19 protein-coding genes are annotated in these 24,291 nt (G+C 43.4%); 4 read left to right on the top strand and 15 right to left on the bottom strand.

The window, feature by feature from the left end:
• Nucleotides 1-2: 2 nt before the first annotated feature.
• The 3 genes from speA to speD all read right to left on the bottom strand — a co-directional run bounded on the left by speA (nt 3) and on the right by speD (nt 3,409).
• Nucleotides 3-1,931 (bottom strand): biosynthetic arginine decarboxylase, encoded by a 1,929-nt coding sequence (gene speA / locus H7708_RS02525; RefSeq protein WP_223668902.1) that lies wholly within the window; start codon nt 1,929-1,931, stop codon nt 3-5.
• A 135-nt stretch (nt 1,932-2,066) separates the two neighbouring features.
• A complete protein-coding gene (gene speE, locus H7708_RS02520; protein WP_223668901.1) occupies nt 2,067-2,915 on the bottom strand; it encodes a polyamine aminopropyltransferase in 849 nt (282 codons plus the stop codon).
• A 20-nt stretch (nt 2,916-2,935) separates the two neighbouring features.
• A complete protein-coding gene (speD, locus tag H7708_RS02515) occupies nt 2,936-3,409 on the bottom strand; it encodes an adenosylmethionine decarboxylase (RefSeq protein WP_223668900.1) in 474 nt (157 codons plus the stop codon).
• Between the two features lie 602 nt (nt 3,410-4,011).
• Here speD and H7708_RS02510 point away from each other — a divergent pair.
• On the top strand, nt 4,012-5,235 hold the full coding sequence (locus H7708_RS02510; RefSeq protein WP_223668899.1) for a hypothetical protein: 1,224 nt from the start codon (nt 4,012-4,014) through the stop codon (nt 5,233-5,235).
• Between the two features lie 291 nt (nt 5,236-5,526).
• Nucleotides 5,527-7,344, top strand: coding sequence for a winged helix-turn-helix domain-containing protein (locus tag H7708_RS02505; RefSeq protein ID WP_223668898.1), 1,818 nt, complete (start codon nt 5,527-5,529; stop codon nt 7,342-7,344).
• A 43-nt stretch (nt 7,345-7,387) separates the two neighbouring features.
• On the opposite strand, the gene H7708_RS02500 is transcribed toward H7708_RS02505, so the two are convergent.
• The 6 genes from H7708_RS02500 to mfd all read right to left on the bottom strand — a co-directional run bounded on the left by H7708_RS02500 (nt 7,388) and on the right by mfd (nt 16,032).
• Complete coding sequence (locus H7708_RS02500; RefSeq protein ID WP_223668897.1) at nt 7,388-8,425, bottom strand: Glu/Leu/Phe/Val family dehydrogenase; 1,038 nt, start codon at nt 8,423-8,425, stop codon at nt 7,388-7,390.
• Between the two features lie 62 nt (nt 8,426-8,487).
• Nucleotides 8,488-10,008, bottom strand: coding sequence for an L-piperidine-6-carboxylate dehydrogenase (amaB, locus tag H7708_RS02495; RefSeq protein ID WP_223668896.1), 1,521 nt, complete (start codon nt 10,006-10,008; stop codon nt 8,488-8,490).
• 295 nt (nt 10,009-10,303) lie between these two features.
• Nucleotides 10,304-10,543 carry an EF-hand domain-containing protein gene (locus tag H7708_RS02490; protein ID WP_223668895.1) on the bottom strand — a complete coding sequence of 80 codons (240 nt, stop codon included), beginning with the start codon at nt 10,541-10,543 and terminating at the stop codon, nt 10,304-10,306.
• Between the two features lie 24 nt (nt 10,544-10,567).
• The gene (locus tag H7708_RS02485; RefSeq protein WP_223668894.1) at nt 10,568-11,707 is read right to left on the bottom strand and encodes a saccharopine dehydrogenase family protein; all 1,140 of its coding nucleotides are present in this window, start codon (nt 11,705-11,707) and stop codon (nt 10,568-10,570) included.
• A 33-nt stretch (nt 11,708-11,740) separates the two neighbouring features.
• A complete protein-coding gene (locus tag H7708_RS02480) occupies nt 11,741-12,481 on the bottom strand; it encodes a CsiV family protein (protein WP_223668893.1) in 741 nt (246 codons plus the stop codon).
• 98 nt (nt 12,482-12,579) lie between these two features.
• Nucleotides 12,580-16,032, bottom strand: a complete 3,453-nt coding sequence (gene mfd / locus H7708_RS02475) for a transcription-repair coupling factor (RefSeq protein ID WP_223668892.1) — start codon at nt 16,030-16,032, stop codon at nt 12,580-12,582.
• A gap of 157 nt (nt 16,033-16,189) precedes the next feature.
• Between mfd and H7708_RS02470 the strand changes: the two genes are divergently transcribed.
• Together H7708_RS02470 and H7708_RS02465 are read left to right on the top strand one after the other, a co-directional pair.
• The gene (locus H7708_RS02470) at nt 16,190-17,506 is read left to right on the top strand and encodes a hypothetical protein (RefSeq protein ID WP_223668891.1); all 1,317 of its coding nucleotides are present in this window, start codon (nt 16,190-16,192) and stop codon (nt 17,504-17,506) included.
• A gap of 79 nt (nt 17,507-17,585) precedes the next feature.
• The gene (locus H7708_RS02465) at nt 17,586-18,104 is read left to right on the top strand and encodes a hypothetical protein (RefSeq protein ID WP_223668890.1); all 519 of its coding nucleotides are present in this window, start codon (nt 17,586-17,588) and stop codon (nt 18,102-18,104) included.
• Nucleotides 18,105-18,217: 113 nt separating this feature from the next.
• Here H7708_RS02465 and H7708_RS02460 read toward each other — a convergent pair whose 3' ends face one another.
• The 6 genes from H7708_RS02460 to H7708_RS02435 form a co-directional block, all read right to left on the bottom strand.
• Nucleotides 18,218-18,436 carry a hypothetical protein gene (locus H7708_RS02460; protein WP_223668889.1) on the bottom strand — a complete coding sequence of 73 codons (219 nt, stop codon included), beginning with the start codon at nt 18,434-18,436 and terminating at the stop codon, nt 18,218-18,220.
• A 128-nt stretch (nt 18,437-18,564) separates the two neighbouring features.
• Nucleotides 18,565-18,993, bottom strand: a complete 429-nt coding sequence (locus H7708_RS02455) for a hypothetical protein (protein WP_223668888.1) — start codon at nt 18,991-18,993, stop codon at nt 18,565-18,567.
• Between the two features lies 1 nt (nt 18,994).
• Nucleotides 18,995-20,107 carry a hypothetical protein gene (locus H7708_RS02450; RefSeq protein ID WP_223668887.1) on the bottom strand — a complete coding sequence of 371 codons (1,113 nt, stop codon included), beginning with the start codon at nt 20,105-20,107 and terminating at the stop codon, nt 18,995-18,997.
• On the bottom strand, nt 20,107-20,934 hold the full coding sequence (locus H7708_RS02445; RefSeq protein WP_223668886.1) for a hypothetical protein: 828 nt from the start codon (nt 20,932-20,934) through the stop codon (nt 20,107-20,109). Before H7708_RS02445 ends, H7708_RS02450 begins: the two co-directional genes overlap by 1 nt.
• A gap of 99 nt (nt 20,935-21,033) precedes the next feature.
• On the bottom strand, nt 21,034-22,911 hold the full coding sequence (locus H7708_RS02440; protein WP_223668885.1) for a cation:proton antiporter: 1,878 nt from the start codon (nt 22,909-22,911) through the stop codon (nt 21,034-21,036).
• A 142-nt stretch (nt 22,912-23,053) separates the two neighbouring features.
• Entirely contained in the window at nt 23,054-24,259 is a 1,206-nt protein-coding gene (locus tag H7708_RS02435; RefSeq protein WP_223668884.1) for an HD-GYP domain-containing protein, read from the bottom strand.
• Between the last annotated feature and the right edge of the window lie 32 nt (nt 24,260-24,291).

Below are 24,291 nucleotides of genomic sequence, written 5' to 3'. Positions count from 1 at the left end.
GGTTAATCTTCGAGGTAACTATAGCCATAAATACCTTCGCGTAATTCCGCGAGGTATTGGCGTTGTTGCGTCAGTTCTAAGTCACTGGCTTTTAACTGGCGGCGATAGGACTCGAGTAATGATTTTGCATCGAAGTCGACATAATCGAGTAGTTCATCCACGCCAGAGCCATAATCTGTGCTATAAATATCCAGCTCACCGTTATCCGTCATTGCCAAATCGATAGTATGCGTATCGCCGAATAAATTATGCATGTCGCCGAGGATTTCTTGATAAGCGCCGACTAAAAAGAAGCCTAGCAGGTATTCCTCCCCATGCTTGTACTGAGGAAGCTGAATGGTTGACGTAATACCATGGTTATTAACGTACTGCTTTAAGACGCCGTCACTGTCACAGGTAATATCTTGAATAATGGCACTTTCGGTTGGCTCTTCGTTCAAACCCTGTAACGGCATCACGGGAAAAATCTGGTCAATAGCCCAGGCATCCGGTAATGACTGGAATAGTGAAAAGTTAACGAAAAACTTGCTGGCTAATTGTTCGTTTAACTGCGTCAGTATATTTTCCTGCTCCTGGTTTTCGGGTTGCAGCCGTTGCTTGATTGTCATCAGTATCAGGCGATGAAGGCGTTCTGCAATCGCTCTTTCAGAAAGGCTGAGAACCTGATGGCTGAACATCCCCTGTGCGTCATTAAGATAGTAGCCCGCGTCGTGATGGGCCTGGATCAGGCGATTGTTATCACTGTTTAAACTGTCCTGATAAGTGTTCCATAAATTATGTAAGACATTGGCGCATTTAGCTTCGGGTTGCTCAATATTAAATTGTACTGGCGACTCAGCATCAATGACATTTGCCACCAGCACGGCATGATGCGCTGTCAGCGCACGCCCTGACTCCGTAATGATGTTGGGCTGGGGCAGTTGGTGTAATACCGCTACTTCATGGAAGGCCGCGACAACATTATGTGCGTACTCTTCTAATGTGTAATTCATTGAGCAATGACTTTGGCTTCGTGTGCCTTCATAATCGACACCGAGGCCGCCACCGACGTCAACTGTCTTGATCGGAGCGCCTAACTGCTGCAGCTCGGCAAAGAATCGGGCACACTCTTTTAATGCATTACGAATATCGTGAATGGATGTGATCTGAGAGCCAAGATGGAAGTGCAGTAATTGGAAAATGTCCAGTTGTTGCTGCTCCTGCAGCGTCTCTACCAGCCGCAGGATCTGGCTTGCTGACAAGCCAAACTTCGAATGATCGCCGCCTGAGGTTTGCCACTTCGACTCACCCTTAGACGCCAGACGGGCGCGTACACCGATGGTTGGTGTTACGTCCATGATTTTAGCTTCTTCCAATAGCAGGTGTAATTCTGAGAGCTTTTCTATAACGATATAAACCGTATGGCCCAACTGGCTCCCAATAAGTGCTGCGCGGAGGTACTCCCGATCTTTGTAGCCGTTACACACAATAGTCGAGTTGGTATTTTCAGACATCGCCAGCACGGCCATCAACTCAGGTTTACTACCGGCCTCTAAACCAATCTGTTTGTTCCGTTTATCAATATTGGCCTGACTTTTGACGATTTCTTCGACTACTCGGCGTTGTTGATTCACTTTAATCGGGTAGCAGATGGTGTAGCGACCACGATAGTCAAGCTCTTCTATAGCTTGATTAAATGCATGACACAGGCTATTAACGCGATGGTGAATGATGTCTCCAAAGCGTAGAAGGGCAGGCATCTGAAAGCCCCTTTGCTTTAACTCCTGACAAATCGAAGGCAGTGGAAACTTTAAGTCAGGTCTATTTTTATCTGGTGATACCGTCAGTTCACCCTGATCATTAAGATCGAAGAAGCCATCGCTCCAGTAAGGCAAGTTATAAAAAGCACGAGCCTGTTCTATTGACCAGTTTGTATTTGTGTTAGCAGTCATGTATTGCTATATCTCCATCGCCATGATCTAAAGTATAGACGTTGAGGCGTTAATAAAACAGTGGGACAAAACCCAACAGCTACAAAAAAGGCGGTGCCAGAGCCCGCCTTGATTGTTGTCTTGTATCTCGCTCTATCAGTCCAGAGCATTTATCACATATTGTGGCAGGGCAAAGCTGGCTACATGAAGTTCTGGTGTGTAATACCTCGTCTTCATGTTAGTTTGACTAAATCGCTCTCGAATCTCTTCAGCCGATTGTTGACGCAGTGAGGCATCGTCTGTGCCCCAGGCCAGTGTCATAATACCACCAACATAGGTCGGCACAGGGGCAGCATAAAACCAGCGATCCTTGAACAGGCCTTGAAAGCGGTTATAGGTTGTTTGTACTTCCTCAATTTGCATAAAGCTGACACCGTTCTGAGTGGCCAGAACACCGCCTTCCGTTAGGCTATTTTTGCAGCCTTGATAAAAGCGAGAGCTGAATAATACTTCGCCAGGGCCTTCAGGATCGGTAGAGTCGGAAATAATAACATCGAACTTTTCCGTGTTATTAACGATAAATTCCACGCCATCGTTGATAACAAGATTAACTCGAGGATCTTCAAAGGCACCGTCCGAGTGTTTTGGGAAGTACTTTTTGCACATGTCGACTACAGCCTGGTCGATTTCGACCATGGTCACGTGTTCGACTTCAGGGTGGCGCAAGACCTCCCGTAAGATACCGCCATCGCCGCCACCGATAATGAGAACTCGCTTGGCATTGCCATGGGCAAACAGAGGCACATGGGTTAGCATTTCATGATAAATGAACTCATCTTTCTCTGTTGTCTGTATGACGCCATCCAGGGCCATGACACGACCAAACTGTTCATTATTAAAAATGATAAGGTGTTGATGCTGGGTTTTGCTCTCAAACAGAATTTCATCAATGGTAAAGCTCTGACCGTAGCTTTTATATAGTGTTTCTATAAAACGTTTACTCATAATAAGGTACGCTACGCTGGTTAGCTATGAACTTCGCCACGCAAAATTTCTTTCACCGTGATTCCTGATGGTAAAAAAGCCTTGCGCAGTATTTCAGTCGCTTTATGAGGTTTGGCGTCGCCGCACATAAACACGTCAAAAGCCGCATAGTCCCGTTCAGGCCAGGTATGGACACTGATATGTGACTCTGCGAGCACAGCCACACCGGAAACGCCGCCGTTTGGCGTAAAGTGGTGCATATGGATATGGAGCAGGGTAGCGCCGCATTCAAGCACAGCTTCACGGAAAGCCTGCTCCATCAGCTGTAAGTCATCAAGTTTGGAAGCGCCCCATAAATCAATAATTAAATGGGTGCCTGCGTACTGTTTACCGTCTCTTTGGATGAAATGATCGTTTCGCTCATCGTTCTCATTGACGTTTTTAAAAGAAGGCCACTGAGTTTCTGTTGCGCCAGTAGGATCAATCTCTTGGTTATAGTCGAAGTCTTTATACACTTCTTTAATCTCCTCATCATGGGGAAGCCATAAACAAGCTTTTATATGTATTTTCCGGGGGCGTAACGATAGAAACTTCCCGGACCTACTGAGCAGGCTAATTTCGTTATAGTTCAAAGGGTTATCGACTTTTCTGCTCACGCTCGACAAGCGGCATTTTGAGCAGTATTAACCAGCACAATTTAGACTGTGCTTTATACGCTTTTTTGTTAAAAATGCAATAGCTTTTGTTTATTTTTTGTATGAAAATTAGTCAGCGTCGACACGCTACCACAAATAGAGTGCATTAATGTGAAGCAAGTTATTTAAATTAAGCTATCTCGCTGGTAACTATCTCAAGTTTGAGATATATTTATGCATTACTTAAATAACAATAATTTATTGTTATTTATTAAACTACAGTCTATATAAGAAACTATAAAATTCACCTGTTTAAATTTCAAACAAAATCAAAAGGATAGGACCTTATTTATCTTATGGGTAGCTTAAAAGTACGAAAAATGTACAAAAAGTTACGTTTTAGATAAAAAATTATGTGAGGTAAATCAGGGATTGTGTAATAATGGCTTGAAAGATGCAAATTTGCTTTAGTGGAGAGAACCGTGAGTAAGACATTATCTCGTAAGGAACTATCCCTTATAGGGCGTGAGGGAGAACGAATTAAAAGTGGGTTATCAAACCTGGTAGAAGATTTCCCTAATCATGCCAAAACCATTACAGGTATGTCTAAATGGTTAAAGGCTAACAAGTCCACTTGCCAACGAATGGTTGAAACCATAAATAAAGCGGATGATGGTTTGCAAGTTATTCACTCATTGCCTGGTCCGGCAGGTATCAAGGGCTTTATCGATTTAGCTCAGGAGAAGGGAAGCAGTGTTAAACTCGTCGAGGAAGCTCGGGAAGTTGTTCAACGTTTTGAAAACTTGATTTACGAGTATTCTCGCAGCCATTCAGCCTTAAAAAAACTTATTGATGATTCAAGCTCTGTGAAAGAGGCACCAAACTCTAAACGGGATAATCGTGCCGCGCTTTTTGAGTCAGTAAAAGCGATTACCGGCGAAACGATGGAGAGCTCATTTTCAGCATTTATTCTTAAAGAAAATGAACAGGCTCCAAACTATCTGCAGCAATTCACATTAACTTATTATGAAGCTTGTAGTGCCGCCGAGAATTCGCGCCCTATCATGATGCCTATCGCATCTTGTGAAAGTTCTGCTGGTTTTGACAAACCAGAGCTGATTTCGCAGGACGAGCAAAAAAGTGATCAGCTACCTGTCGCTTCAATTATTAAAGAGCTCACAAGTTCATCTATTGTTGACAGCTTTGACAGTTTTTCTCGGGATGGAAACTGGATGGTGGTACCGACTCAGTTAGACTCAAGCGTGAGCCAGAACCTGGGTGTCATCAAGCACTATCCAAAACTGCAACAAAGCCCCTTACATGGGGGAAAAAAAGCAAGTTGCGTCGGTGTTCATACCCGCTACCCTACAAAAACGCTTTATATAGCATGCTTCTTAGAGAAGAAGTTTGCCATGCGTAGTGTTGCTAATGCCGGGGTCTACTCAAGTAGTTCGGACATCAATAATATTTCGAACCCTGACTCCTTATGGTATGACCGCTTTCACGACGAGGCTGATTTAGGCCTGTCTGAACCACGTGATGATTTCAGTGAAAAGTTTGACTACCCATTAGCCAATGAGCTGGTTGAGCAGTTGTTTGCCATGTCGGGTTGTAACCGAGATGACTATACTTGTTTTTTGATGAAAGTAGACTATCCAATATGGTCGGCAGCATATCGTATGTTCTTCCAGTACGCGGTCGACTAACTGGCTATAGGGCACAGTATTAAGACTGTGCCTTTTTCCTTGTCCTGTTGTGTCACCGCTGATAACCCCAATGGGTTTCATTGTATTTCCGATTTACCTGTTCAAGGTATAAACCAACTTCTCTCTGTATATTCCGATACTTCTGTTAACCCTGTTTAGCGCTCATAAGTGTAAAGCATTCTGACGCCAACTTTCAGCTGATTGATACTTAAGGTGTTTATCAGTGAACTGAATCGGCACATAAAAAAAGGTATAATCGGTAACCAGGGTTACTGATTCAAGGAAGCAGGTATGGAGCATCAGGTAGCTAAAGATACGGAGCCTATCAAAGTAGGAGATATTACGCTTGACCCCTGTAATCATCTATTGATACTCAATGGGCAGAAGATGCATCTAAGGCCAAAAACATTCAAAGTTCTACAGGTGCTGCTCAATAAGCCTCGAAAGATTGTTTCTAAACATGAACTCATGACAGAAGTGTGGGGCGGTATAGTTATTTCTGAAGACTGTTTAACACAATGTATCATGGAGCTCCGCAAAGTTTTACACGATGAAAGTCGAGAGGTGATTAAAACCTACCCTAAATACGGCTATTGCCTTGAACCTGACGCATTACAGGTGAGTATGCCCCCTCCAGCTAACCGTTCATTTGTCTTCCTGTGGTTGATCGCTGGGGTCGTTTTAACCTTGGCAATAGTTGCATTATGGCATGCCTATACCAGCAGCTCGCAATCGAGCTGGCAACCTGCTTCTACTAGAAGTATTGCTGTTTTGCCGCTATTTGGAATTGATAAGGTGGATTTTGGCGGACTGGGTAAGAGGTTTATTGAAGATGAAGTGGTTCGCCTGGTGTCTGAGCACACCGAGTTACAAACCGTTTCACGGAGTGCTTCGTTTAAAGCTTACCAGAAATTTTCTGACGACTATGAGGAAGTTGCGAAATCACTTAGGGTTGCCTACTTATTAATTGGAAAAGTCAAAAATAATAATCAAGGTCAATCATTATCTTTATCGTTAATTAAAGCAGACAATCAGCATGTGGTCTGGAGTCAAAGCTTCTATGGGGCGCTGGACGAAGTAAGCCTCGTTCCTTTCTATATTACTAACCGCTTAATTACATTCTTTTCTGAGCCCGAAATAATGTCAAAGGGTACATCATACGAGCCTCTTGCGACGGAATATTACTTACAAGGGAAGCAATTTTTTGATTTGAAAGGTGAACACAACTTACACCTGGCAAAAGATAAGTATCTTAAGGCCTTAGAGCTGGAACCCAAATATGCCGATGCGTTGGCGGGATTGTCCTCGGTTTATCTTTTTATTTATTGGGCAAGCGAAGGGAGTGATATTAATTCTCTGATCAAGGCCAGGCAGTATGCTGAACAAGCATTAAATGTTGCTCCCAATCATCCTATAGCCAATATCAGGATGGCTGACACTTTATTTTTTGAGCAGGGGGAGCGTAGCATGTACCAAAGAAACTTTTTTGAAAAAGCTTTGGTTCATGAGCCTGACAATACTTTAGTTTTAGGACGTTTAGCAGGCAGCTATATGTATGAGTCGGAACTTGGTAAAGCGTTAGCCATACAGAAGAAACTGGTTGCTGTAAACCCTAAGTCCTTCGTTAACAGAATCAATTTAGCCCATCTTTACTACTACTTAGAAGAGTATGATAACGCGCTTAGTGAGCTGCCAGAGGTTATAGAGTTCAATAATGAGAGGAGCGATGAGGTTTTAATACTCCAAACGAAAATACTTCTAATCCAGGAGAAGATGCAAGAAGCAAGAGAAACTATTTCACAGCTCACAACGGGAAAATACCAGTTTATGTTTGAACGTTATGTGGATGGTAAATTGGAAGTGTTTGATTTTGAACCTGCATCCTGTTCGACTCGAGAAAACCTGAGGTTTTGTCTGGATCTGGCAGAGTTATACGTATTGTATGGCTTAGATGAACCCATGAATAAGGTTATAATGATACTTGAGCAAGAGCTACCACGGGGAAGGGGAAATACGGCTTATCTATCGCTGGTCATCGGGTTGGCGAACTCACCGTTTTTAAAAGATAAAAGCTCAGTTAAAAAGTTGTTGAAGACATTACAAAAGTAAAAAGCGAGCTTCGAGCTCGCTTTTTACTAGAAGGTTGGTATTACTACTTTTGCTTAGCGTCTGCAACACGTTGACGAGCAATTTCGTCAGCGATAACGTTGGTCGGACGTCCAGAAGATTTAGATGCTTCAAATACTTCTGATAAGGTACCGTAGATTTCATCCACTTTCTTCAAGGCTGCTGCCTGATCGTAATTTTCCTCAAACGATACATTAATAATACCACCAGCATTAATTACATAGTCAGGGGCGTATAAGATGCCTTTTTCCATAAGGATTTGACCATGACGATCTTCTGCTAGCTGATTATTCGCTGCACCAGCAATAACTGACGCTTGAATTTTTGGGATAGTATTATCGTTAATTGTCGCACCCAGTGCACATGGAGCGTAAACATCTACTTCCTGATGATAGATTTCGTCAGTATCGACAGCTGTTGCACCGAACTCATCTACCACGCGATCAACACTTTCCTGATTAATATCTGTTACGACTAATTGAGCACCTTGCTCGTGAAGGTGGCGACAGAGGTAATAACCAACGTGGCCAAGACCTTGGACCGACACTTTCAATCCATCCAGATCATCACGCCCTAAACGGTGGTGCACTGCAGCTTTTAGGCCAGTAAATACACCATAAGCTGTAACCGGAGAAGGATCGCCTGACTTACCTTCAAGACCCAGAACGTGATCCGTTTCTTTGTGTACGATAGCCATATCTTGTGGGGTAATACCGACGTCTTCTGCCGTGATATATTTTCCACTTAGCTTATCAACAAAACGGCCAAAAGCACGGAATAGCTCTTCTGACTTCATGGTTTTAGAATTACCAATGATTACAGACTTGCCGCCGCCCATTTGTAGGCCAGCCATAGCATTTTTATAAGTCATGCCGCGAGACAAGCGAAGGGCATCAATCAATGCGCCTTCATCAGAATTATAATCCCACATACGACAACCACCGACCGCAGGGCCCAGGTTAGTATTGTGAACACAAATAATTGCTTTTAGACCCGACTCGACATCACGACAAAATACGATTTGCTCGTGATCGTCATAGGCACGAAGGTTAAAAACCGCCATAAAAAACTCCTATAAATAAGGATAAAACAAAAGCCACTCAACTGTGTGGCTATCAAATGAATTTAGCCCAGGTCGAATTTGATACCTTGAGCTAGAACTGGGGTTTCGCCCCAGAAAATAGTGTTAGTCTGACGACGCATGTAAGCTTTCCATGCATCCGATCCAGCTTCTCGACCGCCGCCAGTTTCTTTCTCGCCACCGAATGCACCGCCAATTTCAGCACCGGATGTGCCGATATTAACGTTTGCAATACCACAGTCAGAACCAATGGCGGACAAGAATTTTTCCGCATTCTTAACATTCTGCGTAAAAATTGCAGATGATAAGCCTGCTTTAGATTGATTTTGCATTGCTAATGCTTCATCAATTGTTTCGTAAGTCATTACGTATAAAATGGGTGCAAACGTTTCTGTTTGCACAATGTCCCAATGGTTTTCTGCACGAATAACGGTTGGTTCAACAAAATGTCCAATGCCGTCAATACGCTTACCACCAGTAAGGATTTCACCGCCAGCTTCTACCGTTTTAGTGACTGTATTCTCGAACTTATAAACTGCTTGCTCGTCAATAAGGGGGCCCATTAATGTGTCTGCGTCTAACGGGTTACCAATTTTGACTTGCTTGTAAGCATTAACAATTGCTGGAATAACGCTGTCGGCAACATCTTTATGTACAATTAAACGTCGAGTTGAAGTACAGCGTTGACCTGCAGTACCGACCGCACCGAAAACAACGGCTGGCACAGCCAAGTCAAGATCTGCTGTTTGATCAAGAATCAAAGCGTTATTACCTGAAAGCTCCAATAATGATTTGCCCAATCTTTCTGCAACTTTCATCCCGACCATACGGCCGATTTCGCTTGAGCCAGTGAAGGACATTTTTTTAACTCGGGTATCTTCGACAAATTTCTGGGAAAGTTTGTTTTGTTCACCGTCGATAAATAGGTTGAAGATACCTTTGTAACCATTCCTTTTTAGAACCTTGTTGCAGATATTTTGAACGGCAACACCAGTTAGAGGTGTTTTTGGCGATGGTTTCCACACAACTGTGTTACCACAAACTGCAGCAATGAATGCGTTCCATGACCAAACGGCTACTGGGAAGTTAAATGCTGAAATAACACCAGTAACACCAAGAGGATGCCATTGCTCGTACATACGGTGTTCGGGACGCTCTGAGTGCATTGTTTTGCCGTATAGCATACGGGATTGTCCAACGGCGAAGTCCGCCATGTCGATCATTTCTTGAACTTCGCCATCGCCTTCAGGTTTGATTTTGCCCATTTCAGCGCTAACCAAACTGCCTAGAGCGTCTTTATGTTCACGTAATGCATCAGCCATCTGGCGGACTAACTCACCACGGAGCGGGGCTGGAACCATGCGCCATTCTGCAAAAGCAGCTTCCGCTTCTTGCATGACTTTATCGTAATCTGCGGTTGAAGTTGCGTTAACTTTCGCAATCAATTCGCCTGTTGCAGGATTAATCGATTCAATAACGCCTGCATCTTGAGTGTCGGTGTAGCCCTCACCCCAACTCGCTGATTGGTTGACGGCTTCAATACCTAACTCTTTCAAGAATTCCATCTGAACCCCTAAAGTCGTTAACATCAAGGAAAGTGTTAAAAATGAACACGTTCCACATCTCAATTTTGCGCAGCAACCTTACCACTCGAGGTCATTTTTAGCCAGCAAATTTTGGGCGGATTGGTTAAAGAATGAACGATATTTAATCTGGTCGGACAAGTTTTTCAAGTATTCTCTATAGGAAGGTTTTTATTGATTAGAAATATTTATGATTGGCTGCTGATTGGTCACTATTGATGGCACTTGGGTAGGGCAGTTTTGACACTACAGGTGTACAGTATTTTGGCCGGAGAGATTAGTATTCCCACCAGCAGGTTTTCCACCATGATAGAAATTCATCGAACTCAATGTAACCACTTCCATTGGTATCAATCAGAGAAAAGCCTTCTTTTGCCTGCTCTGGGTTGGAATCAGGAGAAAGGACTGCCAGAAGCTCAGCAAACTCTTCAAGATCAATACGACCATTGTTATCACGATCAAAGAATTTAAAATGGTTTTGTATTTCCTCAAGCTGCTTGTCAGTTAAAGCTTCCATAAAGCTCCTTATGAATAAGACGTGTTAATCTAAAGAATTGACTTCCAGTCGATATCGAACCTTGCGTTCTTCCATATAATCGATAACTGTTTTACAACAATCAGTATGGCCACCGATATGCTCTGGAGCATAGACCCCAACCTTATCAAACTTCTCCTTGAGAATCAGTCCCGCTATCGCATTGGCCGCGAAGCCGGTAGTCCTGGCCATGGAGGTTTCATGTTTGATTCTGTCATATTCATCGTACAGATCATAAACATATTCTTTACGTTTGCCGTTTTCAATGCCCCGTATACGAATACGCATTATGGTGAATTCTTCTTCTTTTCTTTTGAGCTTCCACTCATTGATTAAGACTTTTGAAGTGAACTCAATCGGACTGATCTCCATGCCATGAAGAGTCACTGGCTCTGAATCAAAAAAGCCACTCTGTTTCAGTGTCCTAATGGCTTCGACATGTCCAGGATAGCGAAGCGTCTTCTCTTTCATATTGGGGATATGACTCATGGTATATATCAGGGTCCGTAACCCATCGGTGTTAAAGGCTTCCAGGGTTCCAATTTTGTTAAACTCTACCAGTTCACGATCGGTTAATGGCTCTTTCACTAACTCACGCCCATTTTCAAAATAGTGGACGGGCCTGATGTATTCTGCAATAACATCTAAAGGTGAGAAGGGAGCTTTGTATTCAAACGGCTTGCTTCGAGTTTTGGGAAGGCCACCAACAAGACACTCAAAGTCAGTTACTTCCATTTTGGTATTTAAAAAGCCCAGGAGCAGGTTATCCATGCCAGGAGCTACGCCACAGTCGATTACGGCTGTAACCTTATGTTTTTTGGCGAGGTGATCGAGCTCCAGGCAATTTTCCGGGGCAAAAGAAATATCGACGACATTTTTGTTCGATTGGATAACATTTTTTAGAGTTTTAAAGCCTATGTTTCCTGGGACAGCACAAATAGCAATATCGAACGGAGCAAGAGCATTCTTTAGGGCTTCACTATCCAGTACATCAATTTCTAATGTATTAATGGACGGCTGACGCTTTTTTAGTAACTTTAGAGTCTGTGGATCAATATCAGCAACGGTGACATCATGTTTTTCAGAGATATCTCTGGCGATAACATTGCCTACCATTCCTGCGCCCAGTACAATTACATTACTCATAAAGTTTCCTTTTCAACTCAGGAAGTTCCGAGGTTAATTTAAAGCGTCCTGTTCTTCAAGACTTGCTTGATACGGTGTTACTTTGATCAGTAATCCCATTGTAGGGTGATCAATATAGTACAGTTTATCCAGTTTGACTTTTAAGGTTTCGGACATTTCAAAAAAACCGCTAAGTTCATCTGGAACTTGAAAGTCTTCGTCCGTCGCGTCATTTTGTTCTTGTCTCTCATCGTTATCGGTGAGTAAGTTGAGAGTTTCTTGCGTTGCTTTGTTATCGGTGTCTAGTTCGATAGTTTCAATTGCTTTCTGTTGTGCTAGCTTACCCTGACGGTAGCCGACGACTTGATTTTCTACGAGCAACCCCTGGTTACGACTGAAGCGAATGAGACCATTGAAATCGACCAGGCCCGGAAGCTCCGGATCGTCTTGTAGTTTGAAACTTATCCAAGGAGTTTCTGCTTTATCATAAAGTGGTTGGCGCCAGCCGACATGCAGTAATGGGCGCATGTCACTGCTCGTCTTTAAACGGTGGAATACGCCTTCGAGCTTTTGCTCTGAACGTTCTAAAACCTGGTAGTCGGGAGGGAGCTGGCTTTCACTATTGCCGATAGAGTATTGAGCTGAACTTTCAGTCAAAGGAATTGGCTGCTCTTGACCTTTAAGGTGCAAGTCATTGATTCTTTTGAAAAAGACGATCTCAACGTCGAAAATGCTCTGAGCCTGTGACGCTACGGTTGCTAACAGTAATGCGAAGCTAAATAGTAATTTTAACATGCTATAGTTCATTGATAGTTATAATATGTTTTATGTTATTAACCCCATTTAAGCCAATGAGTTTAACATGATTTTTTCATAAGCCCAGCGCATTTTAGTTATTGGATCTTCTCAAACACCAGTCGGATAGCTTTTAATAAAGGCTTTAACTCTTCTTCTTCGGTGAGGATCTTGAGGATGACACTGTCTTCAAACCGATACAGAGCAGGGTTCATCTGAATCATTTTTATCAGTTTGGTTGGATCTACCGGGCTGTCCTGATTGAAGCGAATACGGACACCTGAATGAACCAGATCAATTTTACTGATACCCAGTGGCTGAGCTTCCAAAGTTAGCTCATTGATAGCAAACAGGTTCTTAAGCTCTTCAGGTAAAATACCGAACCGGTCGATAAACTCAATTTGTAACCCATCAAGCTCATCTTTTGTCTTGGCGCTGGCAATTCGTTTATAGAGCGATAAACGCGTTGCGACGTCACCAATATAATCGTCGGGAATAATCGCTGAAACCCCAAGTTCGATTTCTGTTTTTTGGTTTAGAGCCTGTTGCAGGCTTGGTTCTTTACCTTCTCTAATATCCTTGATAGCTTGCTCCAGCATATCCATAAACAGGTTAAAGCCAACTGCCTGCATCTGGCCTGATTGTTCTTCACCGAGCAATTCGCCGGCACCGCGGATTTCCAGATCGTGGGTTGCCAGGGTGAAACCGACCCCTAAGTCCTCTAATGAGGAGATAGCGTCCAGACGCTTTTCCGCGTCTCGAGTCACTTTTCGTTCTGCCGGCGTTAACAAATAAGCGTAAGCTTGATGATGTGAACGACCAACACGCCCTCTAAGTTGATGCAGTTGAGCCAGGCCAAACTTGTCGGCACGATTGATAATCATGGTGTTGGCGTTGGGGTTATCAATCCCCGTCTCGACAATGGTTGTACAAACCAGCAGGTTAAATCGCTGGTGGTAGAAGTCACGCATGACCTGTTCGAGTTCGCGCTCGCGCATCTGACCATGGGCGAAGTTAACACGAGCTTCGGGCAGCAACTCTTGTAATTCGTTAGCAGTTCGCTCGATGCTTTCCACACTGTTGTGAAGGAAATACACTTGGCCACCGCGCAAGACTTCACGCAGTACGGCTTCTCGGATCAGCGGCTTGTTAAATTCACGGACAAAAGTTTTCACTGACAGACGCTTCGCCGGAGGCGTAGCGATAATCGAAAGATCACGCATACCTGACATCGACATGTTGAGCGTTCTTGGGATGGGCGTTGCGGTTAGGGTTAAGATATCAACTTCTGCGCGATATTTTTTCAGTTGTTCTTTTTGACGCACACCAAAACGATGCTCTTCATCAATAATCAATAAACCTAAACGTTTAAATTTGACACCTTGCTGAATGATCTTGTGGGTGCCGACGACAATATCAATAGTACCGTTTTCAAGTCCTTCTAAAGTTGCTTTGTTTTCTTTGGCTGTGGCGAAACGAGAAAGTGCTGCGACTTTAACCGGCCAGTCGGCAAAGCGATCGCTTAAGGTTTCAAAGTGCTGCTGTGCGAGCAGAGTGGTTGGTACCAGCATGGCAACCTGTTTACCGCTATTGGCTGCGATAAAGGCAGCACGCAACGCGACTTCAGTCTTACCAAAACCAACGTCGCCACAGACTAGCCGATCCATGGGCTGAGGCGCGCACATATCACGGATAACGGAGTTGATGGCGGTAACCTGATCGGGTGTTTCATCAAAGCGGAACTCGCTACAGAAGCGGTTATACTCAGCTTCGTCAAGCTGGTAGGCAAAACCTTCTTTGGCTTCACGACGAGCATAGACATCTAACAGCTCTGCCGCTACGTCTCGTGCGCGTTCAGCGGCTTTAGCTTTTGCTTTATCCCATTGTTCATTACCCAGCTTATGCCAAGGTGCTAACTCAGGATTGGTGCCGGAATAACGGCTGATCAGATGGAGAGACTGTACTGGAATATAAAGCTTGTCTCCACCAGAGTATTCGATCATTAAATATTCTGCTTCCAGCTCACCACTGGTCAGCTTCTCCAGACCTCGATAGCGACCAATACCTTGCTCTACATGTACTACAGGGTCGCCTTCTCTTAGCTCGGCGAGATTACGGATAACATCTTCGGCTTGAACAGATGCCTTATTGTCTTTATTCGCTGTACGTTGTTGTATAGCCTGCTCACCAAACAGTTCCATTTCGGTAATAACGGCGAGGTTACCTATAGCAAAACCCTGAGTCAGAGGGGCGACGCCAACCTCTAATGCATTGGGTTCAATGGTTTTAATGGCCTCTTGCCAGCCAGCGGAGACGCTGCTGGTGATGTCGTGTCTTTCCAGCAAGTCTTTCAGCGCTTCACGGCGTCCGGGAGATTCGGTTGCTATTAATACTTTACCGCCCCAATGAGACAGAAAGTTACGCAAATGATGAACCGGATCGGGGTTTTTATGCTCAATCGGCATTTGTGGAATAGGCTGAGTGATGGTCTTGTCAGCAGGCGACGATGGATCGAGACGTATTCTTATGGTCTCTTTTAGTCGGCTGTTTAGTTCTTCTTCGCTTAAGTAGAGCTGTCTGGGCGCCAGGATAGGCCGCTCTATGTCATGACGCCGCTGTTCATATCGCTCGGTGATTTCACCCCAATATTCTTCGATAGCCGATTGATGGTTTCCCAGCGAACAAAGCATGCTGCCTTCTGGTAAATAGTTGAATAACGTATTCACTTCGTCGAAAAATAGCGGTAGATAATATTCGATTCCAGCAGGAGCATTGCCATTACTGACTTCCTGATATAACCAGACACGCTGCAAATCGACATCAAAGGTACTGCGGAAGTTTTGTCTGAAGGTTTCGATGCCGTCCTTATCCAAAGGAAACTCTTTCGCTGGCAGTAGCTCGAATCTATTGATGGTTTCATCAGACAATTGACTTTCAGGATCGAAATAGCGAATGGTATCAATTTCATCGTCAAAAAAATCAATTCTTAATGGTTTGTCACACCCCATTGGGAAAACGTCCAGGATGGAGCCTCTAACCGCGAACTCACCGTGTGAATAGACCTGATTGACCGAGTGGTAGCCGTGTTGCTCGAATAAAGCTCTTACCTCATGCATATCAAGTTCTTGGCCGGTATGCATGATGAGGCTGTTTTGCTCAATGTAGTCTCGAGGTGGCAGGCGCAATAACAGCGTACTGATGCTGATCAGCACGATACCGTGCTTTAAGCGAGGCAGCTGATACAAAGTGAGTAAGCGTTGTGAGACGATATCCTGATGCGGGCTGAAATTATCGTAAGGCAGCGTTTCCCAATCGGGAAAACTGAAAACCGGAAGTTCGGCCGTTTCATTTGAGTGGCTTTTGCCCAGGAAAAACTCAATTTCTTGCTGTAGGTGCCATACTTGTGGCGCATCATTGCAAATAACTACCAATGGCTTGTTTGAGTTTTTAGCCTGTTCTGCGATGGCAAGCGCACGGCTTGAGCCTGAAAGGCCCTGCCAATGATTGATAAAGTTCGTTTTAAGTTTCAGCTCTGGTAGTTGTAATAGCATTTCAGTCGCTTTTGCTGTCGTTACTTTAGGTCAATGTCGCTGGCGAATTATAGCGAGCTTGGACAGCCGATAATAGTATTTGCACAACTATTTGCACAGAACAAGGATTCTGGATAAGGTATGGTAATCAGTAGTAAAAGCAACTATTTAGGTTTTTATGAACATTACTTTTAAGCAAGCGGAAGGCTTTTCGGTAACCCCCTCTCTGTTTATAGCTGGCTGGAAAGTCTGGTTTAAACGCTTTTCCGAGCATCCACAGCAGTGGAAGTATGGGAAAATGCCATTAGGGCAAAGCTCGGATACTTTAAGTGCCTTGATTCGTCGGAAACAGCGGTTTTCAGTAGAGGTTCTGGCGAGAATGATGGTTCCATGGGCTTATCGGAATACCAGTCAGGTTAACGAGGATTTTGTGGAAGAGTACTCGACCTGGTTTGAGCTCACGAGCTTAAATGATGAGCAAGGAAATGATATCCCGGCAGTTTGCTTAACGGAAAAGGCCGTCGACTACTGGAATAGTCTGGCCTTTGTCGTTCAGGATGATTTCATGAACTACGCCGAAGCAAGAGTTCAGGCCGATATTGAGGCTCCTTCAAGCGATCCTGTGGTACTGGATGATCAGGGGATTGAACTCATCGGTGAAGATACTTACCCGCCTTATGTGCCTGATGCTAACGCCAGTGATGAAGAATTTATCCGAGCTTTAGTGCAGTGGATTGATGATGCGCCGTATCAGCCCTATTACCTCAAGCAACCGGCAGGGGAGGCTGTCGCTGGTTGGCACGATAGGTTAACGTCATTCTTTTGGCCTAAGCCACGTATTGGCTATGCTCTTTACCAGGCAATGATTGATCCTTTGTATTATCGCGCAACTGAATTGGCAAAGACTGTCGATTCCGGTGGTGATTGGGATAGGGAGTGGCGAGATATGGCGGTCAAAACTGCTGTTGAGTTATTTGATGTCAGTGGTACTCCGCAAAAAGGCGTTACGCTCGATAATGTGCACAACGTCATTCAGGCAGCTTTATCGGAGGATTTCGATTCCAGTGCAAAAATGAACAGTGGCTGGTCATTCTTAGCGTCGGCGGCAACCTCTCATTTAGATGACAAAGAAGGGCGCTTACCCATGGTCTGGTGGAGTAGTCGAGTCGCCAGTTCGGTTATTTCTCGCTTAGACTTTTTGCTGGCAGAAGCCGGTGTTACAGCGCTTGGACAACGCTTTAATGATATTGGTACCGTGCCGGGTTATGGAGGCACTCGTCCACGACAATTTAGCTTACAATGGCCTGAGGGTTATCGTTCCTGGAAGTCTCAAATTGCCGCCAGTAAACTGGTGCAGCAGATAGCGACAATTTTAAATACGGATAAGGATGAACAGGGGAATCGTCGTTACCAAGCCATGCCATTAGCGGGCGGAGGAGTAAGTGACTGGACTGTCCAAGGTGTGCAAACCGTACTATTTGCGGATGGATACTAAAAATTAATGGTGTAGGGTGCGTTGAAACGCATCGCATAAAACGGATAATAATTTTACTAAAACACATGGAGTATTTTATTTGAACAAGAGTTGGCTAATACAGGCCTTTATGTCTCTTCTGGTTGGAGCTGGGGTGTTTTATATATCAGCGCCACATAGCTGGGGAATTGGTGTATATATACAAGAGCCAATTTATATATTTCTTTCTTTATTTATAACTCTGGCAATACTAATACCAGCTTGCTTAATTATCTTTAAACATAAGAGAATTTACTATGGCTCAGTGATATTATTCAGCTTCATAGGAATCGTTTTAGTATCGTATTTTTACCCTGCGCATGAACGATACTCAACCCCATCAGATACAATCGAAGCAGACGTGAGTCTATTATTAAAAGATGAAGGAATGCCGTCAAACGTGAGGTTTAAAATCAATCTAAGAAAGAAGGTTCCTTTTGATCTCTTATCCGAGCACAGATGGGAAGGTGAGATCTCAGGAAGTAAATCGGGGACTTATTTATATTTTTACTATACTGAACGATTTGGTAATGGAGAGTTAATAATGCAAGGCGAAAAAGACTGGTCAAAACTGAATTAAAAAGTGTAGGTTGGGGGGCGAGTGACTGGACAGTACTGGGTGTACAAACTGTCCTCTTTTCAGATGGCTATTAGGTGGTTAATAGCTACTAGATTATAAGTCCTCTGCTTCTTCTAGAATTTGTTCCATAAACCCACACTCTCGCTGAAGTCTTTTACTAGGCATATCGGCGAATAATTCGCTGTAGTAAGTTGAGCCTCGTTATATTTTTCATGGGCGTGAGCTGCTTTACCAAACTTTTCCTCTAATAGCTGGTAAGCTTCTTGGTAAAGCTCTTTATTATCGGTATCAAGATTGATACAGGGTTTATGTATGGCTTCAACCATTGCCAAGAACGTTACCTTAGCTTCAATAGGGACTTCACATCTAGTGCCAGATAAGCATTGTGAAGTGGCTTTAAGGTTCCAAGATAGGACACAGAGTATGAAAATCGATATACCATGTTTCATTATTTAATCCTTTATTGGATTGCTTCAAGGTGCTCTTTCTTAGCTTTTTCTAAATCTTTTCCGCACAAATCGCCAGCATCAACTTGCCAGTGAGTAGTTTGCACTCTTGCATCATGAGCTAAATAAAAATATTTTTTCACTTCATCTTTTGTATAGCTAACAGATTTAGCTTTTGACGAAATGGTAACAGTGAAATCAGTTCCTAGTTGTTCGAGCAGCTCTTTTTTCATACCAAGATTTATATATGATGTTTTTTCTTGTGGCGGAACGTTTCTGTGGTACTGATGTTCTGGATTAAAAGTTATTTCAAATTCAACTTCTGATTCACAGGGGTTTGAAAGTCCTATCAAATAAGAAGGGTAAAAAGGTTGCTTTGCATTGCAAGCACTTAAACATAAGGCTAAAACTATAGTTGCAACACATTGCTTGAGTATTTTCATATTAGTTTCCAAACTCTACACTGGTTAGCCAAAAAAGACTTAAAACATCAACTTCTGCAGCGATGATTCTATTGCCATTTCTTACGGGATCAGTATGGTATTCGTAGTATTTCATCAGATCAATTTCTCCGGACGACGGGAGGTTTTGGTTGTCTAGAGTGCTTTGAGTCAGAACTGTAGAGGAGTCTTTATGGCTCCATGAATAGCCAAATCTACCACCGTAGTTATTTAAAATGAGGTGACCTATTTCATGTGCTGCAGTCTCTTTGAAGTTTTCATCAGCTTCTTGCTTCACAACTCCTAGTCCTAAACGCGCATTTCGTCGATAGTGAAACCCGTAATTATAAATAATGGATTTAAAGACCCAAAAGCTCGTCGAGCGGCCAAAGTCTGTGTCATAGTTCCTTTCCAAATCAAAATCGGAAGCCGAAGGCTCTGCAAACTCAACCTTTACGCGAACATCAAACTTGCCTTCTGGACTGTTAACTGCTCGACTTCCTGTTCTTGACCAGTATTTTTCGATACCTTGTTTGGCTAGTTGCTTAACATAGTCGTAGCTGACTACGGTAACGCCTTGTGGTGGAGTGCCATCAATGCCATCGTCGGAGAAGGAAGGGCGTAGGGTGACTTCGGCTGATCCTGAGTTTTTATCTATTCTGACATCAAGCCAATCGACTTCTTCTGCATCATTATCAAACTCGATGGTTCTCTTTTTATCAATACCGTTTTTAGTGCCAATAAAGACGATCTTTAGAGCATCACTTTTTAATACTTTTGTATCTAGAATTTGGTTATTGTCGTAGCCGTCCCATTCCCACAGGTGTGTTCCACGATTTAGGAACTCTCCTGATAAGGATTCATTGTAGATAACATTACCCTCATGGATAACTTCTACATCTAAGCTATCGGCTTTACAGTTTTCAATCCCTACATTAAAGCCAACACTACTAAAAGTAACATCGCCATTAAAGCTCGGTACAGCTAAAGGCGTCAGTACGTCTCTTTGGCCTGAAAGTTCAACGTCTAAATCAAAGTCACAAGGATAAGTTGTTGAAATCGGCTGGTTATTAAGACCCGCATCTGGCGATCGAGCTACTCCACAAGTCGCTGACATTATGCAATTTCCTTTTGTGTGCTATTTTGTAGTTGGCGAATGCTATCTAACTTAGACTTTAAATAATGTTTCACCATTAGTTTTAGCTGCTCAGTTAACTCACCATTTTTTAAGTTCTTTTTCTCCTGTAAATAGCTTAATACAGGATACTTGGGATCGATGTCGAATCTAGAGCCTAATACGAACATTAGGCTGATATACCAGCAAATTTCATTTTCAGCATTGACATTATAGTTACCGCATAATGCAAAGCCTTCATCAATCATATTGCTGACACTTTGGGTATCCATTTGGCGATACTTATCTGGGTAATACATGGATAAGCGCTTGATGATTCGTTCTTTTAGAGGCCTTTGTATATCATCAAAAGGAGCTAATAAGGCATGGCTACGGAAGGTTTTGAAAACCTGATTTAAGTATTCGCTGTTTGGACCAAAGATATTCGCATTAAGCTGCTGTTGTTTCTCCCATAATAATGCAACTTTCTCACTTGCTGTTATTGTGGGTTGCTGGGGCGAGTTCTTTTTAGCCAATATAGTTTGTGTCCAAGGGTATAGCGGATCGACGTCAAAATGATTACCGAGGAAGGTGAACATCAAACAGACAAAGCTACAGATATCATTTTTGCCGTAGATGCCATGGCTATGAGCTTTTTCAATTCCTAGTTCTATAGTGTCGTTTATCTGTTTTGTATCAAAATAATCGTGAGTTCCAGGAAAGAACTCTTCGAGATAATTGCCAACTGTTTGCACAAAGTCATTGTGTGCTTTGAGTTGCTGCTGAACCACTAGTTTGGCCGATATTGTCTTTTCCATGCTCTTTGCCATGGTGTACTCCTTTACATCCCGTAAACTCTATAAATTATAGTCTAAATCAGAATCTTATATAAGCTTAAGATTTGTGACCTACTCAACATTTAGGAGCTTTTAATCCTCAATCTTCTTTTCCTTATCCGCTAGAGCCTTTAGTTTGTTCTGTCCGTTTTTACTGGTCTTCTCGTTCGGCACCGTCTTTTTATCATCAGGGTTGTGGACAAGGGCGATAATTTTAGTCCCTTTCGGGATGTTTTTTCCCGTCTCTGAGGAGAAAACCTTGAGCGAGCCATTTTTTTCGATCATGTAAAGCGCGACATAGTTTTTGTTGTCTGCACGATATTGCTCGTAGCTGTAGTTTTCGGTGATGTTGGTAGTTTTGATCTTTGCATTTTTAGTGATCATGCTGGCGAGTTGACCGTAGTTTATATCGCCAAATAACCAGGCAGACTGCCAATACTCATTGCGTTCCTGACGTTCGTTCTTTTTGTTTTTGTCGTCTTGAAAGCGTAAACGATAAGTATTCTTCCTGCCGAAAGTGTGGCGGTAATTCATTTCACACAGGGTATTGAGTTCGCGATCAAGACTCATGGCAAACAAGTGGCCGAAGCCAATCAGATCGAGGTGGCGATCGGCATGATCGGATACGGGGTTACCGAAGTAGGTTTTGATTCCATCCATGCGGGCGCGAGAGATGTTGGTGTAGTTATTGTGCGCCATAATTACGTCGAACCCTGAGTCTTTAAGTGCTTGCGCTACTTTTTGCGCGACTGGGTTACTACCGATAATTAACACGCCGTTATCCGACGCTTCACGAACTTTGAGCAGGTTGCCAATAGGTTTTGCGCCAAGGCTTTGAATTAGGACGGTTCCGATAATGACCACAAAAACCAGCGGCACCAGATACTCGGTTCCGGCTAAATTGTATTCATCCAGCTTGATCGCGAATAGTGAGGAGATCGCTGCAGCGACAATACCGCGGGGGCCGATCCAGCTGAGCATCAGTTTTTCGTTAACCTTTAATTTGGAGCCAACACTCGATGCCCAAACCGAAATAGGGCGTGCGATAAACATAACTACGGCAAGCAAAATTAAGCTCGGCCCACCAATAGCAAGCAGGCTATTTAGATCCAAACGTGCTGCCAGCACAATAAATAGTACAGAAATCAGCAATAGCGATAGTGATTCTTTAAAATCGAGCAGATCGTCTTTTTCAAACTTGGGCCAGTTGGCCAGTGCAACACCTAAAATGGTGACGGTTAACAGCCCTGATTCATGTTCAATATGATTAGAAACCGAGAACAGGAGCAGGACATAAGCTAAAGCAAAGACATTCCGTAAATACTCAGGAATAAGATGCCTTTTGAATAACTGCGCTAAAATGTATGCGCCGATTAAGCCTATCAGAGCACTGACAAGCAAGATTTTACCGAAAACCAGCAAGGCGTGATCACCGGAGCCGCCAGAGATAATGTATTCATAGACCAGAACTACCGCTATTGCTCCAATGGGATCGATAATAATGCCTTCCCAGCGTAGGATGTTGCTGATACTTTTATTAGGACGGACGCTACGTAGTATCGGAACGATAACGGTGGGGCCGGTAACACACACCAGAGCACCAAACAAAATCGCTATTTTGGGGTCCATATCAAACAGCAAGTAGGCTGCTACTGAGACAATGATGATGGTAATCAGGACACCAACGGACACCAGCATCTGCACAACCCGTCCATGGCTTTTTACCTCATGAAACTCCAATGTCAGGGAGCCTTCGAATAATATCACTGCAACGCCGAGAGAAATAAAGGGAAATAACAGGTCACCAAGCGTTTCGTCTGGGTTAAAAAAGCCGAGAATTGGCCCAATGATAATTCCTATTAACAATAAGAATAGGATGGATGGTTGCTTCAGGTACCACGCCAGCCACTGGGCACCTATACCAAGCGCTAAAATACCGGATAAAATCAGGGCAAGATCAAGAGTTAACATAGTGTTGATTTATAGATAGTCCGTTATGGGTGGTTTATTCAACGAATGACTTATTATTTCAATGGCAATATGATGATAGACAACGGGCTTGCTGTCCAGTAAAAGCTAAAATTTTACATCTGGTTTGAGGGGGAGTCGAGGATTAGCAGTTATGAGTTGATTGTATGTATTGGCGCATATCAAAGCCCATAGCACCATCTGGTAGTGAAGCTGTAATTTTGTATTCATTGCCACTGCTATCTTTAGGAACTTTCTGTAAATCTACAATGATTGAACGCTTCAATTGGCCATCTTTATTTTGAACCAGTTCGACCTTGGGTAACAATTTATGCTTAGCATCGGTTGAAATAACAATACCAACTTCGCCGTTAGACATTTTCACGAGGCTGCCGGGGGGATAAATTCCCATCATCTGAATAAATTTACCAACTAATTTACCATCAAACTGCTTGTCTCGCTGATCAAAAAGAATACCTAATGCTTCGCGAGGGGAGCGGCTTAATTTGTAAGGGCTTTCACTGGTAATGGAGTCGTAGGCATCAATAATACTGACAATGCGGCAGTAAATACTAAGGGGCTGATTTACCGAATCCCTGGGATAACCTTCTCCGTTAAAATGGATGTGATGGTTTTTGATAACATTTTTAACCTCGGTATTAATCTCTGAGTCGTGCATGATGAGCTCATAGCCAAGAAGGGCGTGTTTCTGCATAACCCGGTATTCAGCTTCATTCAGGGGAGCTGGCTTGTCGACAATATCTGCTGGAATCTGGCTCTGACCTAAATCGTGGAGTAAGCCGCATAAACCCAGTAGCTCAAGTTCCTCGTGACGCATACCCAAATATTTGCCGAAAGCTATGGACAGGATAGCTACTCTTAACCCATGCTCGGCAGTAAATTGTCTTCTATCCTTGATGCGAGTAAGCCAGAATAGAGCGTTCGCATTGGATAAGATACTGGTTATACAGCTATTGATAACCTGCTTACACTGTTTAACATCAATGGGTAAGCCGAGTTTTGCCTCTTCGAACAGTTCTATGGCAAATTCACGAGCTGACTGGAAGGTGCTTGATGCCCTTGGCAGTTCGTGATGGATGGGAGTATTTTCCGGTAGCGCGTGGCCTGTGGCTTGTTTACTGAGCTCTTGTTTCTTCTTTTGCCAGAGAAAGGCATCGATTTCAATATAGACGTATTTACAGTATTCACGTAAGACTTTGAGTTCGCGCTCGGAAGAAACTTCGAATTTCTGGAATGCCAGAGGCACGTCGGTCCACGGTCTGTCGAGTTCAACGACAAACATACCGATATCAATACAATCAGCAGGTATTTTGGCTTTTATTAGCGCCATTATATTTCCTAGCTCTCCAGCGGGCCCCAAAA

It is taken from the genome of Kangiella shandongensis, assembly GCF_020005365.1.
In the GTDB taxonomy this organism is placed as follows: domain Bacteria; phylum Pseudomonadota; class Gammaproteobacteria; order Enterobacterales; family Kangiellaceae; genus Kangiella; species Kangiella shandongensis.
The sequence above is the reverse complement of the archived record's forward strand: the minus strand, read 5'-3'. Positions and strand labels throughout refer to the sequence as shown.

Bases quoted from the DNA above. Each gene is read 5' to 3' on its own strand.
- H7708_RS02455 (WP_223668888.1), bottom strand. From the start codon at position 18,993: ATGAAAATACTCAAGCAATGTGTTGCAACTATAGTTTTAGCCTTATGT.
- mfd (WP_223668892.1), bottom strand. From the start codon at position 16,032: ATGCTATTACAACTACCAGAGCTGAAACTTAAAACGAACTTTATCAAT.
- H7708_RS02440 (WP_223668885.1), bottom strand. From the start codon at position 22,911: ATGTTAACTCTTGATCTTGCCCTGATTTTATCCGGTATTTTAGCGCTT.
- speA (WP_223668902.1), bottom strand. From the start codon at position 1,931: ATGACTGCTAACACAAATACAAACTGGTCAATAGAACAGGCTCGTGCT.
- H7708_RS02450 (WP_223668887.1), bottom strand. From the start codon at position 20,107: ATGTCAGCGACTTGTGGAGTAGCTCGATCGCCAGATGCGGGTCTTAAT.
- H7708_RS02500 (WP_223668897.1), bottom strand. From the start codon at position 8,425: ATGGCGGTTTTTAACCTTCGTGCCTATGACGATCACGAGCAAATCGTA.
- H7708_RS02480 (WP_223668893.1), bottom strand. From the start codon at position 12,481: ATGTTAAAATTACTATTTAGCTTCGCATTACTGTTAGCAACCGTAGCG.
- H7708_RS02470 (WP_223668891.1), top strand. From the start codon at position 16,190: ATGAACATTACTTTTAAGCAAGCGGAAGGCTTTTCGGTAACCCCCTCT.
- H7708_RS02490 (WP_223668895.1), bottom strand. From the start codon at position 10,543: ATGGAAGCTTTAACTGACAAGCAGCTTGAGGAAATACAAAACCATTTT.
- H7708_RS02435 (WP_223668884.1), bottom strand. From the start codon at position 24,259: ATGGCGCTAATAAAAGCCAAAATACCTGCTGATTGTATTGATATCGGT.
- speE (WP_223668901.1), bottom strand. From the start codon at position 2,915: ATGAGTAAACGTTTTATAGAAACACTATATAAAAGCTACGGTCAGAGC.
- amaB (WP_223668896.1), bottom strand. From the start codon at position 10,008: ATGGAATTCTTGAAAGAGTTAGGTATTGAAGCCGTCAACCAATCAGCG.
- H7708_RS02485 (WP_223668894.1), bottom strand. From the start codon at position 11,707: ATGAGTAATGTAATTGTACTGGGCGCAGGAATGGTAGGCAATGTTATC.
- H7708_RS02445 (WP_223668886.1), bottom strand. From the start codon at position 20,934: ATGGCAAAGAGCATGGAAAAGACAATATCGGCCAAACTAGTGGTTCAG.
- H7708_RS02505 (WP_223668898.1), top strand. From the start codon at position 5,527: ATGGAGCATCAGGTAGCTAAAGATACGGAGCCTATCAAAGTAGGAGAT.